The 21,479-nt window shown below is 47.1% G+C and carries 23 protein-coding genes and 9 tRNA genes; 30 read left to right on the top strand and 2 right to left on the bottom strand.

The features are described 5' to 3' along the window. Positions 1 to 81: 81 nt before the first annotated feature. From RB160_RS22730 to RB160_RS22705, 6 genes are all read left to right on the top strand, one after another. Complete coding sequence (locus tag RB160_RS22730) at positions 82 to 1,470, top strand: UDP-N-acetylmuramoyl-tripeptide--D-alanyl-D-alanine ligase (RefSeq protein ID WP_316572739.1); 1,389 nt, start codon at positions 82 to 84, stop codon at positions 1,468 to 1,470. A gap of 34 nt (positions 1,471 to 1,504) precedes the next feature. Continuing rightward, positions 1,505 to 2,218: an alpha/beta hydrolase gene (locus RB160_RS22725; protein ID WP_316572738.1), complete on the top strand. Its 714-nt coding sequence runs from the start codon at positions 1,505 to 1,507 to the stop codon at positions 2,216 to 2,218. 195 nt (positions 2,219 to 2,413) lie between these two features. Further along, positions 2,414 to 3,895: a degradosome RNA helicase CshA gene (gene cshA / locus RB160_RS22720; RefSeq protein ID WP_396954765.1), complete on the top strand. Its 1,482-nt coding sequence runs from the start codon at positions 2,414 to 2,416 to the stop codon at positions 3,893 to 3,895. Between the two features lie 122 nt (positions 3,896 to 4,017). Then, the gene (uvsE, locus tag RB160_RS22715) at positions 4,018 to 4,983 is read left to right on the top strand and encodes a UV DNA damage repair endonuclease UvsE (RefSeq protein ID WP_316572737.1); all 966 of its coding nucleotides are present in this window, start codon (positions 4,018 to 4,020) and stop codon (positions 4,981 to 4,983) included. Positions 4,984 to 5,045: 62 nt separating this feature from the next. Further along, entirely contained in the window at positions 5,046 to 5,525 is a 480-nt protein-coding gene (locus tag RB160_RS22710; protein ID WP_316572736.1) for a PH domain-containing protein, read from the top strand. Further along, positions 5,515 to 6,966 (top strand): PH domain-containing protein, encoded by a 1,452-nt coding sequence (locus RB160_RS22705; RefSeq protein WP_316572735.1) that lies wholly within the window; start codon positions 5,515 to 5,517, stop codon positions 6,964 to 6,966. The genes RB160_RS22710 and RB160_RS22705 overlap by 11 nt, the downstream gene beginning before the upstream one ends. A gap of 42 nt (positions 6,967 to 7,008) precedes the next feature. Here RB160_RS22705 and RB160_RS22700 read toward each other — a convergent pair whose 3' ends face one another. Continuing rightward, positions 7,009 to 7,593, bottom strand: coding sequence for a rhomboid family intramembrane serine protease (locus tag RB160_RS22700; protein ID WP_316572734.1), 585 nt, complete (start codon positions 7,591 to 7,593; stop codon positions 7,009 to 7,011). A 118-nt stretch (positions 7,594 to 7,711) separates the two neighbouring features. Here RB160_RS22700 and acpS point away from each other — a divergent pair, with 118 nt between their 5' ends. The 14 genes from acpS to RB160_RS22630 all read left to right on the top strand — a co-directional run bounded on the left by acpS (position 7,712) and on the right by RB160_RS22630 (position 19,238). Beyond that, entirely contained in the window at positions 7,712 to 8,065 is a 354-nt protein-coding gene (gene acpS / locus RB160_RS22695; protein ID WP_316572733.1) for a holo-ACP synthase, read from the top strand. Between the two features lie 181 nt (positions 8,066 to 8,246). Then, complete coding sequence (locus RB160_RS22690; protein WP_316572732.1) at positions 8,247 to 9,269, top strand: LolA family protein; 1,023 nt, start codon at positions 8,247 to 8,249, stop codon at positions 9,267 to 9,269. 194 nt (positions 9,270 to 9,463) lie between these two features. Further along, positions 9,464 to 10,624: an alanine racemase gene (gene alr, locus RB160_RS22685; RefSeq protein ID WP_316572768.1), complete on the top strand. Its 1,161-nt coding sequence runs from the start codon at positions 9,464 to 9,466 to the stop codon at positions 10,622 to 10,624. 224 nt (positions 10,625 to 10,848) lie between these two features. Then, on the top strand, positions 10,849 to 11,130 hold the full coding sequence (locus tag RB160_RS22680) for a CopG family ribbon-helix-helix protein (protein WP_053364852.1): 282 nt from the start codon (positions 10,849 to 10,851) through the stop codon (positions 11,128 to 11,130). 4 nt (positions 11,131 to 11,134) lie between these two features. After that, the gene (gene ndoA / locus RB160_RS22675; protein ID WP_019156408.1) at positions 11,135 to 11,485 is read left to right on the top strand and encodes a type II toxin-antitoxin system endoribonuclease NdoA; all 351 of its coding nucleotides are present in this window, start codon (positions 11,135 to 11,137) and stop codon (positions 11,483 to 11,485) included. Positions 11,486 to 11,878: 393 nt separating this feature from the next. Continuing rightward, positions 11,879 to 12,709, top strand: a complete 831-nt coding sequence (locus RB160_RS22670) for an RsbT co-antagonist protein RsbRA (protein ID WP_316572731.1) — start codon at positions 11,879 to 11,881, stop codon at positions 12,707 to 12,709. Between the two features lie 5 nt (positions 12,710 to 12,714). Continuing rightward, the gene (locus tag RB160_RS22665) at positions 12,715 to 13,071 is read left to right on the top strand and encodes an STAS domain-containing protein (RefSeq protein ID WP_027324001.1); all 357 of its coding nucleotides are present in this window, start codon (positions 12,715 to 12,717) and stop codon (positions 13,069 to 13,071) included. A gap of 4 nt (positions 13,072 to 13,075) precedes the next feature. Further along, positions 13,076 to 13,477: an anti-sigma regulatory factor gene (locus tag RB160_RS22660; RefSeq protein WP_053364854.1), complete on the top strand. Its 402-nt coding sequence runs from the start codon at positions 13,076 to 13,078 to the stop codon at positions 13,475 to 13,477. 11 nt (positions 13,478 to 13,488) lie between these two features. Beyond that, on the top strand, positions 13,489 to 14,499 hold the full coding sequence (locus RB160_RS22655; RefSeq protein WP_316572730.1) for a PP2C family protein-serine/threonine phosphatase: 1,011 nt from the start codon (positions 13,489 to 13,491) through the stop codon (positions 14,497 to 14,499). 60 nt (positions 14,500 to 14,559) lie between these two features. Then, positions 14,560 to 14,892: an anti-sigma factor antagonist gene (locus tag RB160_RS22650; RefSeq protein ID WP_053364856.1), complete on the top strand. Its 333-nt coding sequence runs from the start codon at positions 14,560 to 14,562 to the stop codon at positions 14,890 to 14,892. After that, on the top strand, positions 14,889 to 15,362 hold the full coding sequence (gene rsbW, locus RB160_RS22645) for an anti-sigma B factor RsbW (protein ID WP_316572729.1): 474 nt from the start codon (positions 14,889 to 14,891) through the stop codon (positions 15,360 to 15,362). Before RB160_RS22650 ends, rsbW begins: the two co-directional genes overlap by 4 nt. Further along, positions 15,340 to 16,134 carry an RNA polymerase sigma factor SigB gene (sigB, locus tag RB160_RS22640; protein ID WP_316572728.1) on the top strand — a complete coding sequence of 265 codons (795 nt, stop codon included), beginning with the start codon at positions 15,340 to 15,342 and terminating at the stop codon, positions 16,132 to 16,134. The genes rsbW and sigB overlap by 23 nt, the downstream gene beginning before the upstream one ends. Continuing rightward, positions 16,131 to 16,727 (top strand): PP2C family serine/threonine-protein phosphatase, encoded by a 597-nt coding sequence (locus tag RB160_RS22635; protein ID WP_316572727.1) that lies wholly within the window; start codon positions 16,131 to 16,133, stop codon positions 16,725 to 16,727. Before sigB ends, RB160_RS22635 begins: the two co-directional genes overlap by 4 nt. A 333-nt stretch (positions 16,728 to 17,060) precedes the next feature. After that, entirely contained in the window at positions 17,061 to 19,238 is a 2,178-nt protein-coding gene (locus tag RB160_RS22630) for a Tex family protein (RefSeq protein ID WP_396954767.1), read from the top strand. Positions 19,239 to 19,404: 166 nt separating this feature from the next. Here RB160_RS22630 and cmpA read toward each other — a convergent pair whose 3' ends face one another. Then, positions 19,405 to 19,518 carry a cortex morphogenetic protein CmpA gene (cmpA, locus tag RB160_RS22625; protein WP_316572726.1) on the bottom strand — a complete coding sequence of 38 codons (114 nt, stop codon included), beginning with the start codon at positions 19,516 to 19,518 and terminating at the stop codon, positions 19,405 to 19,407. Between the two features lie 89 nt (positions 19,519 to 19,607). Between cmpA and RB160_RS22620 the strand changes: the two genes are divergently transcribed. The 10 genes from RB160_RS22620 to RB160_RS22575 all read left to right on the top strand — a co-directional run bounded on the left by RB160_RS22620 (position 19,608) and on the right by RB160_RS22575 (position 21,412). After that, positions 19,608 to 20,081 (top strand): SprT family protein, encoded by a 474-nt coding sequence (locus RB160_RS22620; protein ID WP_316572725.1) that lies wholly within the window; start codon positions 19,608 to 19,610, stop codon positions 20,079 to 20,081. Between the two features lie 325 nt (positions 20,082 to 20,406). Further along, a tRNA-Asn gene (locus RB160_RS22615) sits at positions 20,407 to 20,481 on the top strand. Between the two features lie 4 nt (positions 20,482 to 20,485). After that, positions 20,486 to 20,573: transfer RNA gene (locus RB160_RS22610), tRNA-Ser, on the top strand. Between the two features lie 15 nt (positions 20,574 to 20,588). Beyond that, a tRNA-Glu gene (locus RB160_RS22605) sits at positions 20,589 to 20,660 on the top strand. Between the two features lie 11 nt (positions 20,661 to 20,671). Then, positions 20,672 to 20,746 (top strand) — tRNA-Gln (locus RB160_RS22600). Between the two features lie 138 nt (positions 20,747 to 20,884). Then, positions 20,885 to 20,960, top strand: a tRNA-Lys gene (locus RB160_RS22595). An 8-nt stretch (positions 20,961 to 20,968) separates the two neighbouring features. Beyond that, positions 20,969 to 21,053, top strand: a tRNA-Leu gene (locus tag RB160_RS22590). A 65-nt stretch (positions 21,054 to 21,118) separates the two neighbouring features. Further along, a tRNA-Leu gene (locus tag RB160_RS22585) sits at positions 21,119 to 21,204 on the top strand. Between the two features lie 49 nt (positions 21,205 to 21,253). Continuing rightward, positions 21,254 to 21,330 (top strand) — tRNA-Arg (locus RB160_RS22580). Between the two features lie 5 nt (positions 21,331 to 21,335). After that, a tRNA-Pro gene (locus tag RB160_RS22575) sits at positions 21,336 to 21,412 on the top strand. Positions 21,413 to 21,479: the final 67 nt, after the last annotated feature.

Genomic DNA, 21,479 nt, shown 5'->3' with positions numbered 1-21,479 from the left:
TTCAATAGCGGTGTCCTTTTTAAGGCTATCCGATCTTTGGGCCAAGTTGCATCGCCCGGTCTTTATTAGGAGGTAATCCGATTGATTCGGAAAACGATTAACGAAATTACAAAAATGATTTCTGTGCTCAATGATGTATCACCATTTGGAGAAACCTTGGTAAGCGGAGTTTGCATCAATACCCGGATAATAAAGAAGGGCAATTTATTCATCCCATTTAAAGGTGAAAAGGTTGATGGCCATAACTTTGTGGCAAGCGCAATTGAAAATGGCGCAGCCGCCGCCCTTTGGCAGAAGGATGTCCCGAATCCACCGCAAGGCCTTCCGGTCCTGATTGTGGAAGACTGCCTTGAAGCGCTTCAGGAGCTGGCAAGGAGCTACCGCCGACAGCTTGGCGTTAAAGTAGTCGGGGTTACAGGCAGCAACGGAAAAACAACGACAAAGGATATGGCGGCAAGCCTCCTTTCGGCAAAGTACAAAGTGCAAAAAACGGAAGGCAACTACAACAACCATCTAGGCCTTCCGCTCACGATATTAAATTTGGATGTGGATACGGAAGTGGCTGTCCTTGAAATGGGGATGAGCAGCAGAGGAGAAATTTCCTTTCTGACGAGGCTGGCACTACCCGAGGCTGTCATTATTACGAATATTGGCGAATCCCATTTACTTGACCTTGGATCTAGGGAAGGCATTGCCGAAGCAAAGCTTGAAATCCTTGAAGGGTTGAAGGAAGGTGGAATCGCTGTCCTGAATGGGGACGAGCCGCTTCTAATGGATAGGGTACCCGGGATGGGAAGTGGCATCAATATGCAAACATTTGGCCGCAGTGAATCAAATGATATGTACCCGGTTGAAATTACCCAATCGGCTCATGGGAACGAATTCCGTGTGAACCTTTCGGGAAAGCGTTTTTACCTGCCTGTTCTCGGAACGCACAATATTATGAATGCAATGGCCGCCATGCTTGTTGCCCGCCACTTCTCGGTGTCATTCGAGGAAATGGCAGAAGGCCTTAAATCAGTTAGGCTGACACAGATGAGGATGGAGCTGTCGGAAGGACAAAATGGCGAAAAAATCATTAACGATGCCTATAATGCAAGCCCGACATCAATGAGTGCGGCCATTGAACTGGTCGCCAATTTGGGTGGATATGCGAAAAAAATCCTTGTACTTGGGGATATGCTCGAATTAGGCCCGCTTGAAAAGGAATATCACCATAAGATTGGGGAAATGCTTGACCCTGAGAAAATTGATCTCGTCTTTACCTACGGGAAGCTTGGTTCCCTGATTGCTGATGGAGCGAGGAAGGTTCTGGGGCAGGAGAGGGTTTATGCCTTTGAAGATAAGGAAAAGCTAAGCAATGAAATAAAAAAGCATACAAATTCCCAAACGCTGGTTTTGTTTAAAGCTTCTAGGGGAATGAGGTTGGAAGAAGTGGTCGCCTCCCTACAGAAGGAGGAAAGCCGTTAATTTATTCAACTTGAAGCAACCGGAGTGATCAGGCATGATAGGCTGTTTATGCATCCATGGTTTTACAGGCGCGCCGTATGAAGTCGAACCGCTTGCCGATTATCTTAAAAGCAGGCATCCCGATTGGGCATTTCGGATTCCAACCTTGCCTGGGCATGGGGAAACCCTTTCACTAAGAGGGATAAAATTCAAGGAATGGATTGCTTGTGCCGAAAAGGAATACCTTGAACTCGCCGAGCGGTGTGATGAAGTATATGTAATTGGTTTTTCGATGGGCGGATTGATTGCGGGATACCTTGCCGCAAATTATAAAGTGGATAGGCTCGTCCTCCTGAGCGCCGCCGCTTATTACCTTAACCCAAGGCAGATGGCTGCTGAATTAAGGGAAATGGCGAGGGACCTAATTAACGGAACCTTGGAGGAAAATGAATTATTTTCGCGCTATAAACGAAAAATAACTGAAACGCCACTGTCCTCAGCCCTGCAGTTCAGGAAGCTGGTTGCTTTTATAAGGCCCCAATTATCACTGATTAAAGCGCCAACGTTTATTGCCCAGGGGGAGATGGATGGACTTGTTCCTCCCAAGAGCGCTGAGTTTTTGTATGAAACAATACCCTCAGACCAAAAAAAGTTGGCCTATATAAAAGAATCAGCCCACCATATTTGCCATTGCCGGGAAAAAGCTGCCCTTTTTTCCCAGGTAGACGACTTTCTGGAGGGCATACCTGCGCTCCCGGAATCCTGTTAGCGCAGGTTTGCTTCATTGCATTATCAGGCCGGAAATGGTATGATAAGCACCAACGTGTCTAAAAAGTAGTCATTACAGGGCATACTCCTTTGGGAGAATGTCTTTTTTTTGCTAAAATAGAGAAATGAAAACGGAATGTGGATTCGGGACGTTTTTCTGCACGCATAACATATTTACAGCAACACATGAAGGAGAATGAAAACATTGATAAAGTTTGAAGAATTAGGCATTAGCCAACAAACGTTAAAAGCTGTCCTTAAAATGGGCTTTGAAGAAGCAACCCCCATCCAGGCGGAAACCATTCCGTTGAGCCTGGAAAACAAGGACCTTATCGGGCAGGCCCAAACGGGAACAGGGAAAACCGCTGCCTTCGGGATTCCTCTCGTTGAAAAAATCAACCCTTCCAACCATGCCATCCAGGGTATCATCATTGCCCCAACCCGTGAGCTTGCCATCCAGGTGTCCGAGGAGCTTTACAAAATTGGCGCCGGCAAACGAATTCAAGTACTTCCTATTTATGGGGGGCAGGACATTAGCCGCCAAATCCGTTCATTGAAAAAAGGCCCGCATATCATTGTCGGTACTCCAGGGCGTGTTCTCGACCATATCAACAGAAAGACCATGCGCCTTGACCAGGTTCATACAGCCATCCTTGATGAAGCGGATGAAATGTTGAACATGGGCTTCATTGAAGATATTGAATCAATCCTCGCCGAGATTCCTGCTGAGCGCCAAACGCTGCTGTTCTCTGCCACTATGCCGGCACCTATCCAGAGGATGGCCGAAAAGTTCATGAAGGACCCGCAGATTGTCCGTGTAAAAGCAAAGGAAATGACTGTCCCATCAATTGAACAGTATTATCTCGAAGTGCAGGAAAAGAATAAATTCGATGTCCTGACAAGGCTTCTTGATATCCAATCGCCGGAACTGGCGATTGTATTCGGCCGGACGAAGCGCCGTGTTGATGAGCTTGCCGAGGCGTTGACGCTCAGGGGCTATACGGCTGAGGGAATCCATGGGGACCTTACACAGGCAAAACGTATTTCTGTGTTAAGGAAATTCAAAGAAGGTTCCATCGATGTCCTTGTAGCGACAGATGTTGCCGCTCGTGGACTGGATATTTCAGGCGTTACCCATGTATACAATTTTGATATCCCGCAGGATCCGGAATCATATGTCCACAGGATCGGAAGGACAGGGCGTGCGGGCAAAACAGGCGTAGCTTTAACCTTCATCACGCCGCGTGAAAAGTCCTATCTAGCAGTAGTTGAGAGGACAACAAAGCGCAAGATGGAAAGAATGAAGCCGCCAACCCTTGATGAAGCGCTTGAAGGGCAGCAAAAAGCGGTTGTCGAGCGGATTGAACAAACAATTGAGTCCAATAATCTTCAATACTACAAGCAAGCTGCCGCTGAGCTTCTTGAAAACCATGATGCTTCGACTGTCGTCGCAGCTGTTCTGAAAATGCTGACGAAGGAGCCAGACCAAACTCCTGTAAAACTGACTGAGGAAGCACCTCTTCCACAAAGAAGGGATCGCGATCGTAAGCCTTTCAACAGAGGCGGCCGCGGGGATTCCAAAGGCGGTTATGACCGCCGCAAAGGTTCTGGCCGTTACGGCGAAAAACGCCCATACGAAAAGCGTACCGGCGGCAAGCCTCGCAGCTACAATAAATAATAATGTCTAAGGCACAGGTTCCCGATTGGGGCCTGTGTTTTTTGTTTCCAGTTTCTTTTTGGGAGCTTGATTTGTGTTTTTGTGGCGAAAATAATACAAAGCTTAAATTGGAGGGATGCCAAATGACCGTTATCAGGCTCGGATACGTGGCGATGAGCACAATTGTAGAGCATTGCTCCCCATCACAAACAATGACGTTCGCCCAATTCAGGCGGCTTAAGGACAGGGAAGCGGCAATCAGGAAACTGGAACGGATTGCCCTTTCCAACCTTGCCAATTGCCTCCGGCTTCTCAGGCATAACCTGGCAAATGACATCCATTTTTTCCGGCTTAGTTCGCGGCTTATCCCCCTCGCTAACCACGAGGAACTATCCGATTGGGATTACATAACCCCTTTAGAGGAGGGTTTTAAGAATATAGCAGCCTTTTTAAAAGAGCATCCATCGCGAATTGATTTCCATCCGGACCATTTTGTTGTCCTGAATACAAATAAGAAGGATATTTTAAAAACGTCCATACAGACACTCGCAATGCACTACCGCATATTAAAAGAAATGGAAATCCCCCCTTTGCACCGCTGTGTCGTCCATATTGGCGGCGGGTATAACGACAAGGAAAAGGCTTTGGAGCTATTTATCCATAATTGGGGCTTTCTTCATCGACATCTGCAGGAGATGATTATGCTTGAAAATGATGATACAACGTTTACTTTAAAAGAATGCCTCTATTTGTGTGAAAAGCTTGGCATCCCATGTGTATTCGACTACCATCACCATCTTGCCCATAATGGCGGGGCTGGCTGGGAGGATGAGTGGGAAAGGGTAATAAATACATGGTCATCGTCAACGCTCCCCATTAAGATGCATATTTCAAGCCCGAAGTCGGAAAGTGAGTTCAGGGCCCATGCCGGGTATATCGACTGCAAGATGTTTTTGGGCTTTTTACAAAAAGTAAAAGGGTCCGTACCGAAAATTGATTGCATGATAGAAGCAAAGGAAAAGGATGCCGCCCTGTTCAGGCTTATGGAAGAAATAAGGAACGAACCAAGCGTTGAAATCATCGACCAGGCTTCATTCTTAATCAAGTAAGTAAGTGCAGCAATGAAATTCCTTCGGTATACTGGATACAGAATAATAATCGGAGGATAAAGATGATCTTACAGCCGGAGAATCGAATTTCACGGAAAGCACTCAAGGTTTGGCGGATAGGGGGAGCGTTTGGTACCTTGTTCATCTGGATTCCAACTGCACTTGCAGCTGGCCTTGCCAGGTTGTTTGACTGGCCGCTTTGGATTCCCCTTACCCTCTTTTTAATTGCGGTGGCTATTACCGCTTTTATGGTAGTTGTGTTCCCACCGTTAAAATGGAAGCGCTGGCGTTATGAGGTCAGGGAGCAGGAAATTGAACTTCAGCAGGGCATTTTTGTGATCAGGCGCTCCCTTGTGCCGATGGCAAGGGTCCAGCATGTCGATACATTCCAGGGGCCGATATTGCGGAGGTATGGCCTTTCAACCGTGGTGGTCGCCACAGCGGCAACCATCCATGAAATACCTGCTCTAGAAGAGGACGAAGCAGAAGCGTTGCGAAAACAAATTTCAATGCTTGCGAGGGTGGCGGACGATGATGTTTGAACCGAAAAGGCTTCATCCTGTTGCGGCCGTTATCAACGTCATCAGGCAAATTAAAGGAATAATTGTCCCATTTGCGGCGTTTCTCTTTTTGGGAACCAGGGCGGGATGGGATGTTTTTTATTATGTGGCTGCCGGAGTTGGAATTTTAATTGCTTTCGTTACGGGAATCCTTTCATGGCTGCGGTTCACATATGCGGTCGAGGGAAATGAACTGCGTCTTGAGTATGGCGTACTCATTAGGAAGAAAAGGTATATTCCGTTGGAGAGGATTCAAAGTGTGGACCGGACAGAGGGAATACTGCAGCGCCCGTTCGGCCTTGTCCAAATAAAGATTGAAACGGCCGGAGGGGGAGCCGGAACGGAAGACCCAGAAGCTGTTTTATCTGCGATTACGAAGCGGGATGCCTCCTTATTGGAGGGAGCAATTGCGGCGGGCAAAGGAAAACATGCTCTTGATGAGGCCGGGAATGAGTTCCGGCCAACCAACCGCCCAATTTATTCACTGCCAATTTCAAGACTCTTTCTCATGGCAACCACCTCGGGAGGTGCTGGGGTCGTTATCTCGGCGGTGCTGGCCTTCATATTCCAATTTGAAGAAATGATCCCTTATAAAAAGGTTTTTAAAGAGTTTGAAAACCTGATTTCAAATGGAATGGTTTTTATCAGCATTCTCATTTTCATCACATTGCTTGCCGCCTGGCTGCTTGCAATCGCTGGGATGATGGTAAAGTACGGGAATTATTCGGTTGAAAAAACAGAGGAAGAATTGGTGATTTCGCGGGGGCTTTTGGAAAAAAGGAGAATTACCATCCCGCTTAAGCGAATCCAGGCCGTGCAAATTTCACAAAACCCGGTTAGGGAGTTGCTTGGATATGCGGCAGTACACGTCGATAGTGCAGGCGGGGCCGCCCTTGACAAGGACAGCGCCCGAATCATGCTCCTCCCGCTTGTGAAGCTAGAGGAGATTGAAGCGGTACTTGGCGGGCATTTAGGGAATTATCATTTTAATGCCCATTTTACTCCTGTGCCCCGGAGGTCGTTATGGAGATATTTGTTCAGAAGTTTAATTTTCACTCTTCCGCCAGCTGCCTTTGCGGCTTGGTTTTTCCAGCCATGGGGTAATTTGGCCATTCTTGTTCCCGCTGCGGCAGCTCTATGGGCGTATGCCCGCTTTAAGGCCGCCGGCTGGGAAATAAAAAAGGAACAGCTTTCCTTCAGGAAGAGAATGCTGGGAAGAACAATCATTCACATGCAAAAAAATAAAATTCAAGCGATCGACATTAGAGAAAGTTATTTTCAAAGGAAGAAACAGCTGGCCAGGATTGATGCGTACATCAAATCCGGCACAGGATTTTCCGGCGGGGGAGTGCAGGATGCCGAGTCCGCGGATGCAATCGCCATATACAATTGGTTATCAAGTTCGGCCAAGGAATGTTCGTAAGCCAGGATGGCAGGGCCCTTAGCAGGGCGACTATACGGATGTTTATTTACGGCCTGCCCCCGCGCCGAGCAGGAACCCTGCCAATAGCCCGAACAAATGGGCGGTAATATTGATGTTGGGCTGGAGGAACGTCATGACGACACTAATCGCGGCAATTGTCATGATGACCTGGCTGTCCTGTCGTGACATGGTTCTTTTCTTCAGAACCACCATCGCGATATAATACCCGAACAATCCAAAAATGGCACCGCTCGAGCCAACATGGGTAAAGGTCATCGGTTCAAGGAGAAATGTCGCGAAGTTGGCGGCAATGCCGGATATGAAATACACTGCCAAAAACTTAACGCCGCCGAGAATCCTTTCCAGCCCCGGGCCAAAGAGGACAAGCGAAAAGCTATTGAACAGGACGTGGGAGAAACCTGCATGCATGAATATAGGAGTGGCAAGCCTCCAAAACTCCCCCTCCGCGATATAAAGATTTACGCCTGTAAAGGTCGAGATAAACCAATAGTTTGGGAAAAAAGGAAGAACAGTGGCGAGATAAAAAATCAGATTAATGGCGACAATGGCAGATACGACCGGATAATAACGGATGAACTGGCTGAAGCTTTCGGTTCTTGTAAACATGGGGGCCCTCCTATGACTGCGGAATTAAGCGATACTATCATCTTAGCCGGAAGTCACATACAAATCCATTCAGGTAAATCGTATGCTTGCAAACTAGCTGTTAGAAGGAAGTTGGACAATGATAAAAGGAATTGGAATCGATTTAATTGAAATCGGCCGGATAAGAGAACTTTTAGAAAAGCAGGGGCGGTTTCCCGACCGGATATTGACCGTGAGAGAAAAAGAGGAATACAGTCAGCTGCCGGATGGAAGAAGGGCTGAATACCTAGCGGGCAGGTTCGCGGCGAAAGAGGCATTTGCCAAAGCACTCGGCACCGGCATTGGCACTTCACTCTCCTTCCAGGATATCGAAATAGCCAAGGATACCCTGGGAAAACCGTATTTCGCCCTCCCCGTAGGGTCGAATGCCCACCTTTCCATCACCCACACAAAGGAATACGCAGCAGCCTATGTTGTCATCGAGGAGAGCTAAACCGGCTCTTCTTTTTTTAAAAAAGATCCGCCCAAATGGCCAGCCCATAATTCAATTCATTCGTTAACATATTGTCCATGGTTGTCTCATATATTCATAATGACACGGGGAAGACAGGCAGCAGGGCGACCGGATGCCGACTTCCCAAAACGATGATATGAGAACAGAAGGGGTTGAAAGAATGGGGAAAAGGGTGTTGCTCGTTATTGCCGGGTTGCTGGCTGTTTTGGCCCTGTCCGCCTGCGGTTCGAAATCGCAGGAGTCCGTCCGGGAGCAGCTCGCGGGTAAACTGGAAAAGCTTTCAGGGTATAAGGCGAATGCAACGATGACGCTGTCAATGGGTTCCAAGCCGCAAGTGTATAAAGTGGAAATTTGGCATAAAGATCCTTCCTACTATCGCGTGAATTTGAAAAATGCCAAAAAGGACCAGAGCCAAATGATTCTCAGAAACGATGAAGGGGTCTTTGTCCTGACGCCGGCATTGAAGAAAAGCTTCCGTTTCCAGAGCGACTGGCCTAAAAACAGCAGCCAGGCTTACCTGTATGAATCGCTTGTAAAAGATATCGTCGCCGACAAAGAGGCGAAATTTTCATCAACAAAGGATTATTATGTGTTTGAAACAAAAACACGTTATCAAAACAACCATATGCTTCCGACCCAGGAAATAAAATTCAATAAGAAGGATCTTTCTCCGGCCATTGTCAGGGTTATGGATGCTGACAGGAACGCACTTGTCACTGTTGAATTTTCAAAGGTGAAATTCAATGTGAGCTTTGACAAAGATGATTTTGAAATGAAGAAAAATATGACGAGGGCCCAGATTGGCGCCCCTGTAATGGCTGGAGCGGCAAACCAGGATACATCCTTTACGGTCAAATACCCGGCCGAACTACTTGAGGGAGTGACTCTGCAAAAGGAAAAAGAGATTGCAATCGAGGATGGAAAACGGGTTATTTTAACATATGGCGGTGCCAAAACATTTACGCTCGTCCAGGAGAAAAGGGTTGCGGAACCTGCTTCGGCATCCTATCCGATTGATGCAAACGGCGAGCCGGTCGACCTTGGCTTTACAATTGGCGCAATCACAAACCACTCGTTAAGCTGGTCCCAGGATGGGGTAGACTACATGATTGCTTCCAATGATTTGACAAAGGAAGAAATGGCATCCCTGGCGATGGCTGTACAAGGAGAAATGTCAAAATAGGAAACTTTCCCGATTGTTTCAGGCGGGCCCGGTAATGGGTCCGCCTTTTGCATTAAGGACTATTTCGCGTTTCCGCTTTTCTGAATTGGAAGCGGTGGAGGAAGATACCATTTGTGTTTTTTGTAGTGCTTGGCATCCTTTATGATAGAATAATGAAATCAGAAAAAACGAATCAATGCCAGGGAAGTGACAATATGGAAAAGGACGGCTTTTTCTTTAGGGATACATGGGCTGAAATCGATTTGGGCCAGATTGAACGAAATATCTCTTCTATCAGAAAGCTTTTACCCGATAAGGTTGAGGTCATTGCCGTTGTAAAAGCAAATGCATATGGGCATGGAGGGGTGGAAGTCGCGGAAACAGCTCTTGCCGCTGGCGCAAGCTATTTGGCGGTTGCCTTTTTGGATGAGGCCCTGGCGTTAAGGAAAAAAGGGATTAGCGCACCCATTTTGATTCTTGGGGCGACTAGGCCGGAGGATGTCAAAGTGGCCGCTAGGAACAAGCTTACTGTCACGGCATTCAGTTATGAATGGCTTGAGGAAGCTTCGGCCCACCTCGGTGAATATCCTCTTTCCATTCATATTAAAGTGGATACGGGAATGGGCCGGATTGGCTTCAGGGATGCCGCGGAATTGAAGAAGGCGGAGGAGTTAATCCAGAAGGACGGCAGATTTAAGCTTGAAGGGGTATTTACCCATTTCGCCACGGCCGATGAAGCCGGAACGGACTACTTCCGCCATCAGCTCGAGGAATTCGAGCGTTTGCTTGAAACACTCAGCGCGCGCCCAAGCCTTGTTCATGCGAGCAATAGCGCAGCGGCGATAAGATTCCCGGAAGCAAGGTTCAATGCCATTCGGCTGGGCATTGCAATGTACGGGCTTTCTCCCTCCCCGGAAATGAAGGACGAGGTGCCGGCCAACTTGCATGAAGCTTTTTCGCTGCACTCACGGATCGTCCATGTCAAGAAATTGAAAAAGGGAGAAAAGGTCAGCTATGGTGCCACGTATGAAGCAGCCGGCGACGAATGGATTGCGACAATACCAATCGGTTATGCAGACGGTTGGATCAGGCAGCTGCAGGGCCAGGAAGTCCTTGTTGGCGGAAAACGGGCACCGATTGTCGGCAGGATTTGCATGGATCAATGCATGGTGAGATTGGAGGACTATGCGCCACCCGGTACGGAAGTCATTTTAATCGGCAAGCAGGGGGATGAATTTGTCGGCATTGACGAAATCGCCCACAACCTCGGCACGATCAATTATGAAATTCCTTGCATCATTTCGAACAGGGTTCCGCGCCTGTATAAGAAAAATGGGGAAATGCTCGGGCTTCGAAACAATTTGCTGGCGAATTAATGGATTAAAACCGAATTTTTTTGCCAATACTACATGTTGATTACGGAATTGGCTTTGCAAGCCATGCGAATCATGGTATTATTAAAACTGGTAGAAAATATGGCGACTTCTTGTCCGGCCGAAACCGGAAACAATAGAAGTGCCTCTTTTAAAAAAGAAAATGGCTTTTCCCGCTCATAGTGGCGGAATAAACGGTCTTTATAGTGATGGTGGAGGTGTAGCTTGTGTCAGAGACTGGCGCAACAACGGAAATCCTGGTAAAATTGCCGCAACATCTTTTAACCGAGTTGGACGGAATCGTTAAGCTTGAAAATGTGAACCGCAGCGAATTTATTTACCAGGCAACAAAGGCTTATTTACGCGAAAAGAAAAAAAGACAGATTCGCGAAGCCATGAGGCGGGGCTACATGGAGATGGCCAAAATCAATTTGACGATTGCATCGGAAGCATTCCTCGCAGAATATGAGGCGGAACACACTGTTGAACGTCTTGTAAGCGGAGGATAATCCTTTGATTGTTAAACGTGGTGACGTTTATTTTGCGGACCTATCCCCGGTTGTCGGTTCCGAACAAGGCGGCGTCCGGCCTGTACTTGTCATCCAAAACGACATAGGGAATCGGTTTAGTCCCACAGTAATCATTGCAGCTATCACGGCCCAAATCCAAAAGGCAAAGCTGCCAACCCATGTTGAAATCGATGCGAAGCGCTATGGTTTTGAACGGGATTCAGTCATCCTGCTTGAGCAGATCCGTACAATTGATAAACAGAGACTGACGGATAAGATTACCCACCTTGATGACGAGATGATGGAAAAAGTGGATGAAGCCTTGCAGATTAGCCTGGGTCTTATCGAGTTTTAACCTTTACGCTCTTTATGGGCGTATTCTACATAACCACCTCATATTGAACATTTTGATTCAGGCAGGCTCTCCCAAAGGGGGCCGCCTTTTTATTTTGGCTTCTACTCGAAAATAGGGTCCCGCAGCGGAATCAACATCCAATATTTTCATTTTCTGATTTTAAAAAAGCGGGTTTATCCCGGTTAAGATTAGGGTATAAAACATAGTCGTTTAAAACGTTTCGGCATAAGCCGTTTAAATAGTAAAACGGATAGTTTGGAATTGACGGTTTACTATTGTTATCATTTAATTGAGATAAGACAATTATTTGAATTTTTTGTGGCAAATTATAATGAGTAGCGCTTTTTTGGATAAAAAATGCGGAGGAAGCGTCCGGAAAAGCAGGGAGGACTAATGGAGAACCTAATATTGGACTATTTGAGAGCACAAAAGAGTGAGCTTGCAAATGAATGGATGGACAGGATGAAGACAGAGGGGGACGAACGGGTACTAAAGTTGGTCTCTGAACAAGTCTTTAATGGGACGAGCTCAGAGTTTATTGAACTCATTGGCTCAAGCCTCGGGGGTTCGAAGGAAGAGTTCCGTTTCAGGCTGAGTGAATTTGCCGAAAAAGTAGTGAGGCTTGGCTGGCCGCTTCACTTTGTAATAGAAGGCGTCAGGACATTCAGCAAAATGCTTTTCGAAGGCATGCAGGAAAGAGGATATGTAACTGCCGAAAACCAGATGGACCTTGTCTATGCATTTGACCGCTGGATCAGCCCGTTGCAAAACGAAGTGGTCGATATTTATTCGAGGACGTGGGAACGGACCGTCTCCCTTCAAAAAATCGCGCTCCAGGAGCTGTCAGCGCCGCTTATTCCTGTCTTTGAAAAAATTACGGTTATGCCGCTTGTTGGCACAATCGACACAGAACGAGCAAAGCAAATTATGGAAAACCTTCTGACAGGCGTCGTCAAGCACCGTTCCGAGGTAGTATTAATCGATATTACAGGTGTACCGGTTGTCGATACAATGGTCGCCCATCATATTATCCAGGCTGCCGAAGCGGTTCGCCTTGTGGGGGCAAAATGCATGCTTGTCGGCATCAGGCCGGAAATCGCACAAACCATTGTTAACCTTGGAATTGACCTGAACCAATTCACGACTAAAAATACATTGAAAAAAGGCGTTGAAGCCGCCTTGGAACTGACCAATCGGAAAATTATTAACGTGGAGGGTGCATAATGAGAATGAGGATACCTATTTTAAAGCTGCATGATTGCTTGCTTGTTTCCATTCAATGGGAGTTGGATGATCAGACAGCCCTCCAATTTCAGGAGGATTTGCTCCACAAAATCCACGAAACGAGTGCCAACGGGGTTGTAATTGATATTACCTCGATCGATTTTATCGACTCCTTCATCGCCAAAGTGCTAGGCGATGTGATAAGCATGTCCAAACTGATGGGAGCCAAGGTCGTTATTACAGGGATCCAGCCAGCGGTTGCAATTACGCTGATTGAACTGGGAATTGGATTGGAGGATGTCCTAACGGCATTAGACTTAGAAAAAGGTTTGGAGAAATTACAACAGGAATTGGGGGATTAGCTAAATGGGCATCCAATCCTGTGTAAAGATCCTAAATGAGTGGGACATTGTGGCTGCACGCCAGCTTGGCCGCAATGTTGCCCGAGAGCTTGGGTTCGGAACTGTGGACCAGGCGAGAATTACAACTGCAATAAGTGAGCTGGCGAGAAATATATACCTATATGCGGGCCAGGGCCAAATTTGCATAGAGAAAATTTATGACGGCCCAAAATCAGGCCTTAAGGTGATTGCTGTGGACAGCGGTCCCGGAATCAATGATATCAGGCAGGTTATGGAGGACGGCTTTTCGACTTCCGGCGGCCTTGGAGCTGGCCTTCCTGGAGTGAAACGGCTAATGGATGAATTCGACATCCTCTCTTCGCCTGGTAAAGGAACGGATATAAGAGCAGTGAAATGGCTCCGTTAGGGGGATGAAAGATGGATTTGCGGGAAAGAATGGAATCGCAGTATCGGAATATTTTGACCGAATACCTGAAAGACCAATCCGAACAAATCTTGTACCAAGGGCAGAAGTTAAGCAGGGAATTGATTGAGAAGAAAATTTCCCCGGAGGAAATCGTAAGCCTTCATAAAAGCCTCTTGCTTGACCTTTATCCCACCATACCTGAAAGTGTAATCCATTCTTTTGACGTACTTTTGGAAGTAATGGTTGGTTATGGGCTTGCCTACAGGGAACACCAAAGCCTGAGGAACAAGCAAATGGAATTCCGCACTGAAATGGAAATAGCGGCGAATGTCCAGCAAACACTCCTTGGGACATCCATTCCGAAAGTCGAAGGAATGGATATTGGTGCAATAAGCGTTCCGGCAAGGCATATGAATGGAGATTATTTCCATTTTGTGCTGGATGACAACCAGTGTGTGAACGTTGCGATCGCCGATGTCATTGGCAAAGGGATTCCGGCCGCGTTGTGCATGTCGATGATCAAGTATGCGATGGACAGCCTCCCGGAAAACAGGCATGCCCCCAATATGGTCCTTGAAAGCCTGAACAGGGTTGTCGAGCAAAACGTTGATCCTAGCATGTTCATCACAATGTTTTACGGAATGTACAATCCGGGCAATCATATTTTTTATTATTCTTCGGCCGGACACGAGCCGGGATTTTACTATAATGCGAAAACAAGCGAATTTACGGAAATGGAAGCGAAAGGGCTTCTTTTGGGCATAGACAAAAAAACGAAGTATCAGCAGTTCGAACGCCTTATCAATCCGGGCGATATGATCATCCTTATGTCGGATGGGGTAACGGAATGCCGGACGGAGGAAGGCTTCCTTGAGCGGGATGCCCTTATTGGCTATATCCGTAAATATATCCATCTGGATGCGCAGGAAATCGTGAACAATATTTACAAAGACCTTGAAAGGCTCCAGGATTTCCAATTAAGGGATGATTTTACTCTGATTATCCTGAAAAGGAGCGTTTAACAGCCACGCTAACGGGTAAAGTGTTTAAGTGGTTAGTAAATAGACAAGGGGTGGGTCAAAGTGGATATCAAATTAGATGTTAATGAATCCAATGATTTTGTTGAAATATATGTAAACGGCGAAATAGATGCCTATACGGCACCGAAGCTTCGTGAAACGGTATTTCCGCTATCGGAAAAAGACGGCGTCAAAATGGTGATCGATCTTTCGGAAGTATCCTATATGGACAGTACAGGCCTTGGAGTTATCGTTGGCGTATTCAAATCGGTCCGCAGCCACAACGGCGAGTTCAAGCTGGTTGGGTTATCGGAACGGTTAATCAGACTTTTTGAAATTACAGGTCTGGCTGACATCATAGATATAAATAGCCAGATAGAGGGTGGAGTGCAATGAGCCAGGCGTTTGACTATATTGAAATGAAAATCCCGGCCAAGCCCGAATATGTAGGAGTCATTCGCCTTACACTTTCCGGCATCGCGAGCCGGATGGGATTTTCATATGATGATTTGGAAGATTTGAAAATTGCGACGAGTGAAGCGTGCACGAATGCTGTCCAGCATGCTTACAAGAACAAGGACCAGGGCGAAGTGATTGTCGGTTTCGGCCTCTATCAGGACCGGCTTGAAGTGATGGTCGCTGATAACGGGCAAAGTTTTGATTTCGAGTCGGCAAGGCAGGGCCTTGGCCGGTATGAAGACAATGATTCCGTGGAGTTTTTGCGTGAAGGAGGCTTAGGGCTTTACCTGATTGAAACGCTTATGGATGAAGTAAGGATTCACCATAAAGAAGGTGTAACGGTCTTCATGACCAAGTACCTTGAAGGAGAGCAGGTGGAGACGGATGTCGAAACAATCTCAACCTAACTCCTCCGGGAAACAGGAAATAAATGAACTAATCAAAGCGTATCAGCTCCATCAGGATAACGATGCCCAGGAGCAGCTGGTCCTTCACTACAAAAATCTTGTTGAAACAATCGCGCGTAAATATTCCAAAGGGCGCTCATTCCATGAAGATATTTTTCAAGTGGGAATGATCGGCCTTCTTGGGGCAATCAGAAGATATGACGAATCGTTCGGGAAAAGTTTCGAAGCATTCGCTGTACCGACGATTATAGGGGAAATCAAGCGATTCCTAAGGGATAAGACATGGAGTGTCCATGTTCCTAGAAGGATCAAAGAGCTTGGCCCGAAAATTAAAACAACAGTCGAGGAACTGACCACCAAGCTCCACCGTTCCCCGAAGGTAATCGAGATCGCCGAAGCCCTTGAGGTTTCCGAAGAAGAAGTGCTTGAGGCGATGGAAATGGGCAAAAGCTACCAGGCCCTTTCCGTTGATCATTCAATCGAAGCGGATTCGGATGGAGGTACTGTCACCCTGCTTGATATCGTCGGCAGTGTAGACGAAGGGTACGAAAAGATCAACCAAAGGCTGGTCCTTGAAAAAGTCCTCCACGTCCTCAATGACCGTGAAAAGAAAATCATTCAGTACACCTACCTGGAGAATATGAGCCAAAAGGATGCTGGCGACAAGCTTGGCATATCCCAAATGCATGTATCCCGCTTGCAAAGGCGGGCAATTAAAAAGCTGCAGGAAGCGATCCATGCGGAGGCCAATAACTCGGAGTGTCTTTCATGAACCATCTTGTAAAAGACAACATTGAGGTTTATGCGCATCAAACAGCCAAAGAAGGAAAATCCCAATGCGGGGACAGCTACTTCTTCGTTGCGACCGATGACTATTTCGTATGTGTACTCGCCGATGGCCTTGGAAGCGGCCAATACGCCTACGAAGCATCGAACGCGGTTGTCCTGGCGGTGGAAAAAAACCACCATGAAGACGTGGAAACTTTAATGAAATTTTGCAATGATGCCCTTGCCAATAAAAGGGGAGCAGCGGTTTCCGTACTGAAAGTCTATTTCCATGCAAGGGAGTTTGTATATAGCTGCGTAGGGAACATCCGCTTCTTTTTGTATTCCTCAAAAGGAAAGCTGACCTATCCCCTCCCAGTCACAGGCTACCTGTCTGGAAAACCGCAAACCTACCATACACAGCGCTTTTCCTATGATCCCCATTCCAAATTCCTGATTTTTTCGGATGGATATGATTTTCAGGGAGTAAAAACCCTCCTGAAGGGCCTCTTCCCCGTCACCATGATCGCCGACGAAATCAAACGCAAATATCCAACGAAATCAGATGACGCGACCTTTATTATCGGGAGCCTGCAGTAATTGCAGGCTCCTTTGCTTTTTGAAGAAAAGTGTAAGCGTCCGTTTAGCGCCGTATGGACTGGAGGGCTCCGATGGAGATAAAGGAAACACGATGAGCACATGCGAATCGATGTTGACTTATCGTAGCGAGGGGACCGAAGTACACTAGGCGCTGGGCGCTGGAACTAGACAAATTAAAAGGGACAATGCCAAGCGTTTCCGGTACATTCGCTACACCTCCCGTTTGGCAGTTTTTGTATCCAACATCTACTCCTGTGTTTCTTCCAATCCCGATAGTTTGATACAATAGAAAGGAAGCAAGAAAGAGTGGAGGAATGGTTAGTGAATGAAACCATCACAAAGAACGATGAATTCGCAAAACTGATTGCCAAGGAACAGGGACTGTCCCTTAAGCAGGTCCACAATGTCATGTCGCTCGTCAGCGAAGGAAACACGGTACCTTTCATCGCCCGTTACAGAAAAGAACAGACGGGCGCGCTTGATGAAGTGCAAATCCGTAACATAATGGAAAGATGGCAATACCTGCAAAACCTTGGGCAAAGGAAAGAAGAAATCCTTCGCTCCATTACAGAGCAGGGAAAATTAACAGATGAATTGGCCGAACAAATAGAAAAAGCGACAAAACTCCAGGAGCTGGAAGATTTGTACAGGCCGTACAAGCAAAAGCGGCGTACAAAGGCGACGGTTGCCAAGGAAAAGGGGCTTGAACCGCTTGCGGACTGGCTTCTCACTTTTTCAACTGGTTCCGTTGAGGACAAGGCTGGAGAGTTTTTATCCGAAGAGATGGGCGTCCTTTCAATCGAGGATGCCATTGTCGGCGCCAAGGATATAATTGCCGAGCGCGTGTCGGATGACGCGGAAAGCAGGAAGTGGATTCGAACGGAAATGTTCAAGACCGGGTCGGTCGTCTCGGCGGTCAAGGACGCCGAAAAGGATGAAAAGAAAGTGTTTGAAATGTATTACGACTATGAAGAACCTGTCAGCAAAATCGTCCCTCACCGAATCCTTGCCCTGAACCGTGGGGAAAAGGATGAAATTCTCCGAGTCGCGATAAAAGCTGGGACAGATTCAATCATGAACTATTTAACAAAGAAATGGATTGGAAAAGTCCACTCGCCTTCTGCACCTGTCGTCACTGAAGCAATCGAGGATGGGTACAAACGGCTTATCCAGCCTTCAATCGAAAGGGAAATCCGCAACGAGTTAACTGAAAAGGCGGAGGAACAGGCCATCCACATTTTCGCCGAAAACCTCCGCAAACTGCTGCTTCAGCCGCCGCTAAAGGGCAAAGTGGTTCTGGCCGTCGATCCTGCCTACCGTACAGGGTGCAAGCTAGCTGTCATCGATGATACGGGCAAATTGCTAAAAACAGATGTGATTTATCCGCATCCGCCAGTATCAAAACGCCGCGAAGCGAAAGAAAAATTCATGGCCATCTTATCCGGCTACAAAGTTGAAATGGTTGCAATCGGAAACGGGACTGCTTCAAGGGAAACAGAGCAATTCGTAGCCGATATCCTTAAAGAAGTGAACCAGGAAATATACTATTTAATTGTCAACGAAGCGGGCGCAAGTGTCTACTCGGCTTCTGACCTGGCCCGTGAGGAATTCCCGCATTTGCAGGTAGAAGAGCGGAGTGCGGTTTCCATTGGGAGGCGCCTGCAGGATCCTCTTGCGGAGCTTGTTAAAATCGATCCGAAATCGGTCGGTGTTGGCCAATACCAGCATGACGTTTCGCAAAAGAGACTGTCGGAATCTCTCCATTTTGTCGTCGAAACGGCAGTTAACCAGGTAGGAGTGAACGTGAACACAGCCTCGCCTTCCCTGCTCCAATATGTAGCCGGCCTGACGAAAACAACCGCCGCGAACATTGTCAAGCAGCGTGAGGAAGAAGGGAAATTCGTCAACCGCTCCCAATTGAAGAAAATTCCGCGCCTTGGCGCCAAGACGTATGAGCAGGCAATCGGCTTCCTTCGCATCCTGGATGGGGCAGAACCCATGGACCGGACTGGCATCCACCCTGAAAATTATAACGCGGTGAAAAAACTGCTCGGAAGCCTTGGTTTTACGACAACCGACCTTGGCAGTGACCGGCTGAAAGAAGCATTGGGACAACTCGATCACGGAAAAGTGGCTGAAGAGCTTGAAATTGGGGAAATCACGTTGAAGGACATTATCGATGCCCTTATCCGGCCCGAACGGGATCCTCGTGATGAACTAGATGCTCCATTGCTTAAAAAAGATGTGTTAAAACTCGAGGACCTCCAACCAGGAATGGAACTTCAAGGGACAGTAAGGAATGTTGTAGATTTCGGCGCTTTTGTAGACGTTGGCGTCAAACAGGATGGCCTCGTCCATATAAGCAAGCTAAGGAAGCGATTTGTCAAGCATCCACTTGATGTCGTTTCTGTCGGGGACGTCGTCACTGTGTGGGTTGATTCAGTCGATAAACAAAAAGGCCGTGTCTCCTTAACGATGATCCAGCCTGAATCGGCAAAAGGTGATCAATAAAAAACATAACAATGATCCCACTTGAATTGGCGAAGGGGATCACTAACTAATTTTAGGCTAAGCCAATGAAGATTTAGCTATGTATGTGTACTACAATGTAAAAATGGCGTGCCTGGGAATTGCGGGCACGTCTTTTTTTTGAGGTGTTTTGGATGATAATTGGGAGTTAGGATGGATGTTTCCTTCTATAGAAGAACCAGCATTGGTTAAGCAGTTTAATCTGATAGCGATTCTTTTCATAAAATGCCCGCCTCATCCTGTTTTGGAACCATGTTGGCATTCAAGTGCCCTCCCTGCGTACCTTAATGTTTTTCTATTCTATGCTATAATAGGTTGTCATGTTCAACAGAAAGAGGTGGCGAATTGCGGATGGATAACCAGGAACTTCAGGAATTGACGGAAAAAATATCACAGGAGCAATTTGGCTTGCCCTTCCTGCACAAAGCTGTTTTTAATTCCAGGTTACGCACAACAGGCGGAAGGTACCTTTTGAAAACCCATAATATCGAAATAAACAAACGGTATTTGGAACAGTTGGGCTATGACGAATTGGTCGGAATTATAAAACATGAACTTTGCCACTACCACCTCCATCTGCTTGGTAAAGGATACAAGCACAGGGACGCGGACTTCAGAGCGTTGTTGAAAAAAGTCGGAGCGCCGAGGTTTTGTGGCCAGCTTCCCGAAAGCGGAGTAAAGAAGAAAAGCAAGAAGATCGTGGTCTATGAATGCACAAGCTGCAGAATTGTTTTCAAAAGAAGGAGAAACATAAACACAGCCAAATATGTATGCGGAAAATGCAGAGGAGAACTCCGAAAAGTAAACGAAATGCATGCGCAGTAGAGGATGGAAGGAAAGCCAAAATTTATATGCCAATCATTCTTGACATTGAGGTGCACCGTCATTATAATGGTAAGAGTCGACGGAAGGAACAACAAAATCCGTTGATACGCCAGCTGCAGATTGCTAAGGCATTCTGAGGCATGTGAATTAAAAAAGTTGCTAACTTGGCGTTTAGCTAATTTGATTATTCCGCAGTAGCTCAGTGGTAGAGACGAGCATCACTTCCCTGAATAAACTGCGAGTTGTACACGCCGAGCTGCTTCTTGCAGATCTTCCTGAGGCGGGGACACAAATTGCTATATAGGCGTATGGAAATACTTATTATTCCGCAGTAGCTCAGTGGTAGAGCAATCGGCTGTTAACCGATCGGTCGTAGGTTCGAGTCCTACCTGCGGAGCCATTATGGGGAAGTACTCAAGAGGCTGAAGAGGCGCCCCTGCTAAGGGTGTAGGTCGGGTAACCGGCGCGAGGGTTCAAATCCCTCCTTCTCCGCTCTGCATTTTTAATGGCCCCTTGGTCAAGCGGTTAAGACACCGCCCTTTCACGGCGGTAACACGGGTTCGAATCCCGTAGGGGTCACTTTTATATTTTGGGCTATAGCCAAGCGGTAAGGCAACGGACTTTGACTCCGTCATTCGTTGGTTCGAATCCAGCTAGCCCAGCCATTTTCTTTTGAGCCATTAGCTCAGTTGGTAGAGACGAGCAGCACTTCTGTGAATTTGCTGCGAGTTGCGGAGTGGAACGAAAGTTCTGCGGAGCACACGACTGAACGCTCAATTTATTATGGGGATCCATCCCTATATGAGCCATTAGCTCAGTTGGTAGAGCATCTGACTTTTAATCAGAGGGTCGAAGGTTCGAGTCCTTCATGGCTCACCATTTTATATGCGGGTGTGGCGGAATTGGCAGACGCACCAGACTTAGGATCTGGCGCCGCGAGGCGTGGGGGTTCGACTCCCTTCACCCGCACCACAATATACCAGTTGCAATACTGAAAAATAAGTGGTATGATTAATCTTGTCGCTAATTTAATTTACGCGGTCGTGGCGGAATGGCAGACGCGCTAGGTTGAGGGCCTAGTGGGGGCAACCCCGTGGAGGTTCAAGTCCTCTCGGCCGCACCAATAAAGATGTTGGTGATTGTAGATTTGATTAAGTCTTTTTTAAAAATTTGCGCCCGTAGCTCAATTGGATAGAGCGTCTGACTACGGATCAGAAGGTTATGGGTTCGACTCCTTTCGGGCGCGCCATACTACGGGAAGTAGCTCAGCTTGGTAGAGCACTTGGTTTGGGACCAAGGGGTCGCAGGTTCGAATCCTGTCTTCCCGACCATTCGGGATATAAAATAATATATGCGGGTGTAGTTTAATGGTAAAACTCCAGCCTTCCAAGCTGATGT

The organism is Neobacillus sp. YIM B06451 (assembly GCF_032667185.1).
GTDB lineage: Bacteria > Bacillota > Bacilli > Bacillales > Cytobacillaceae > Bacillus_D.
This window is presented reverse-complemented; position numbering and strand designations above follow the sequence as displayed.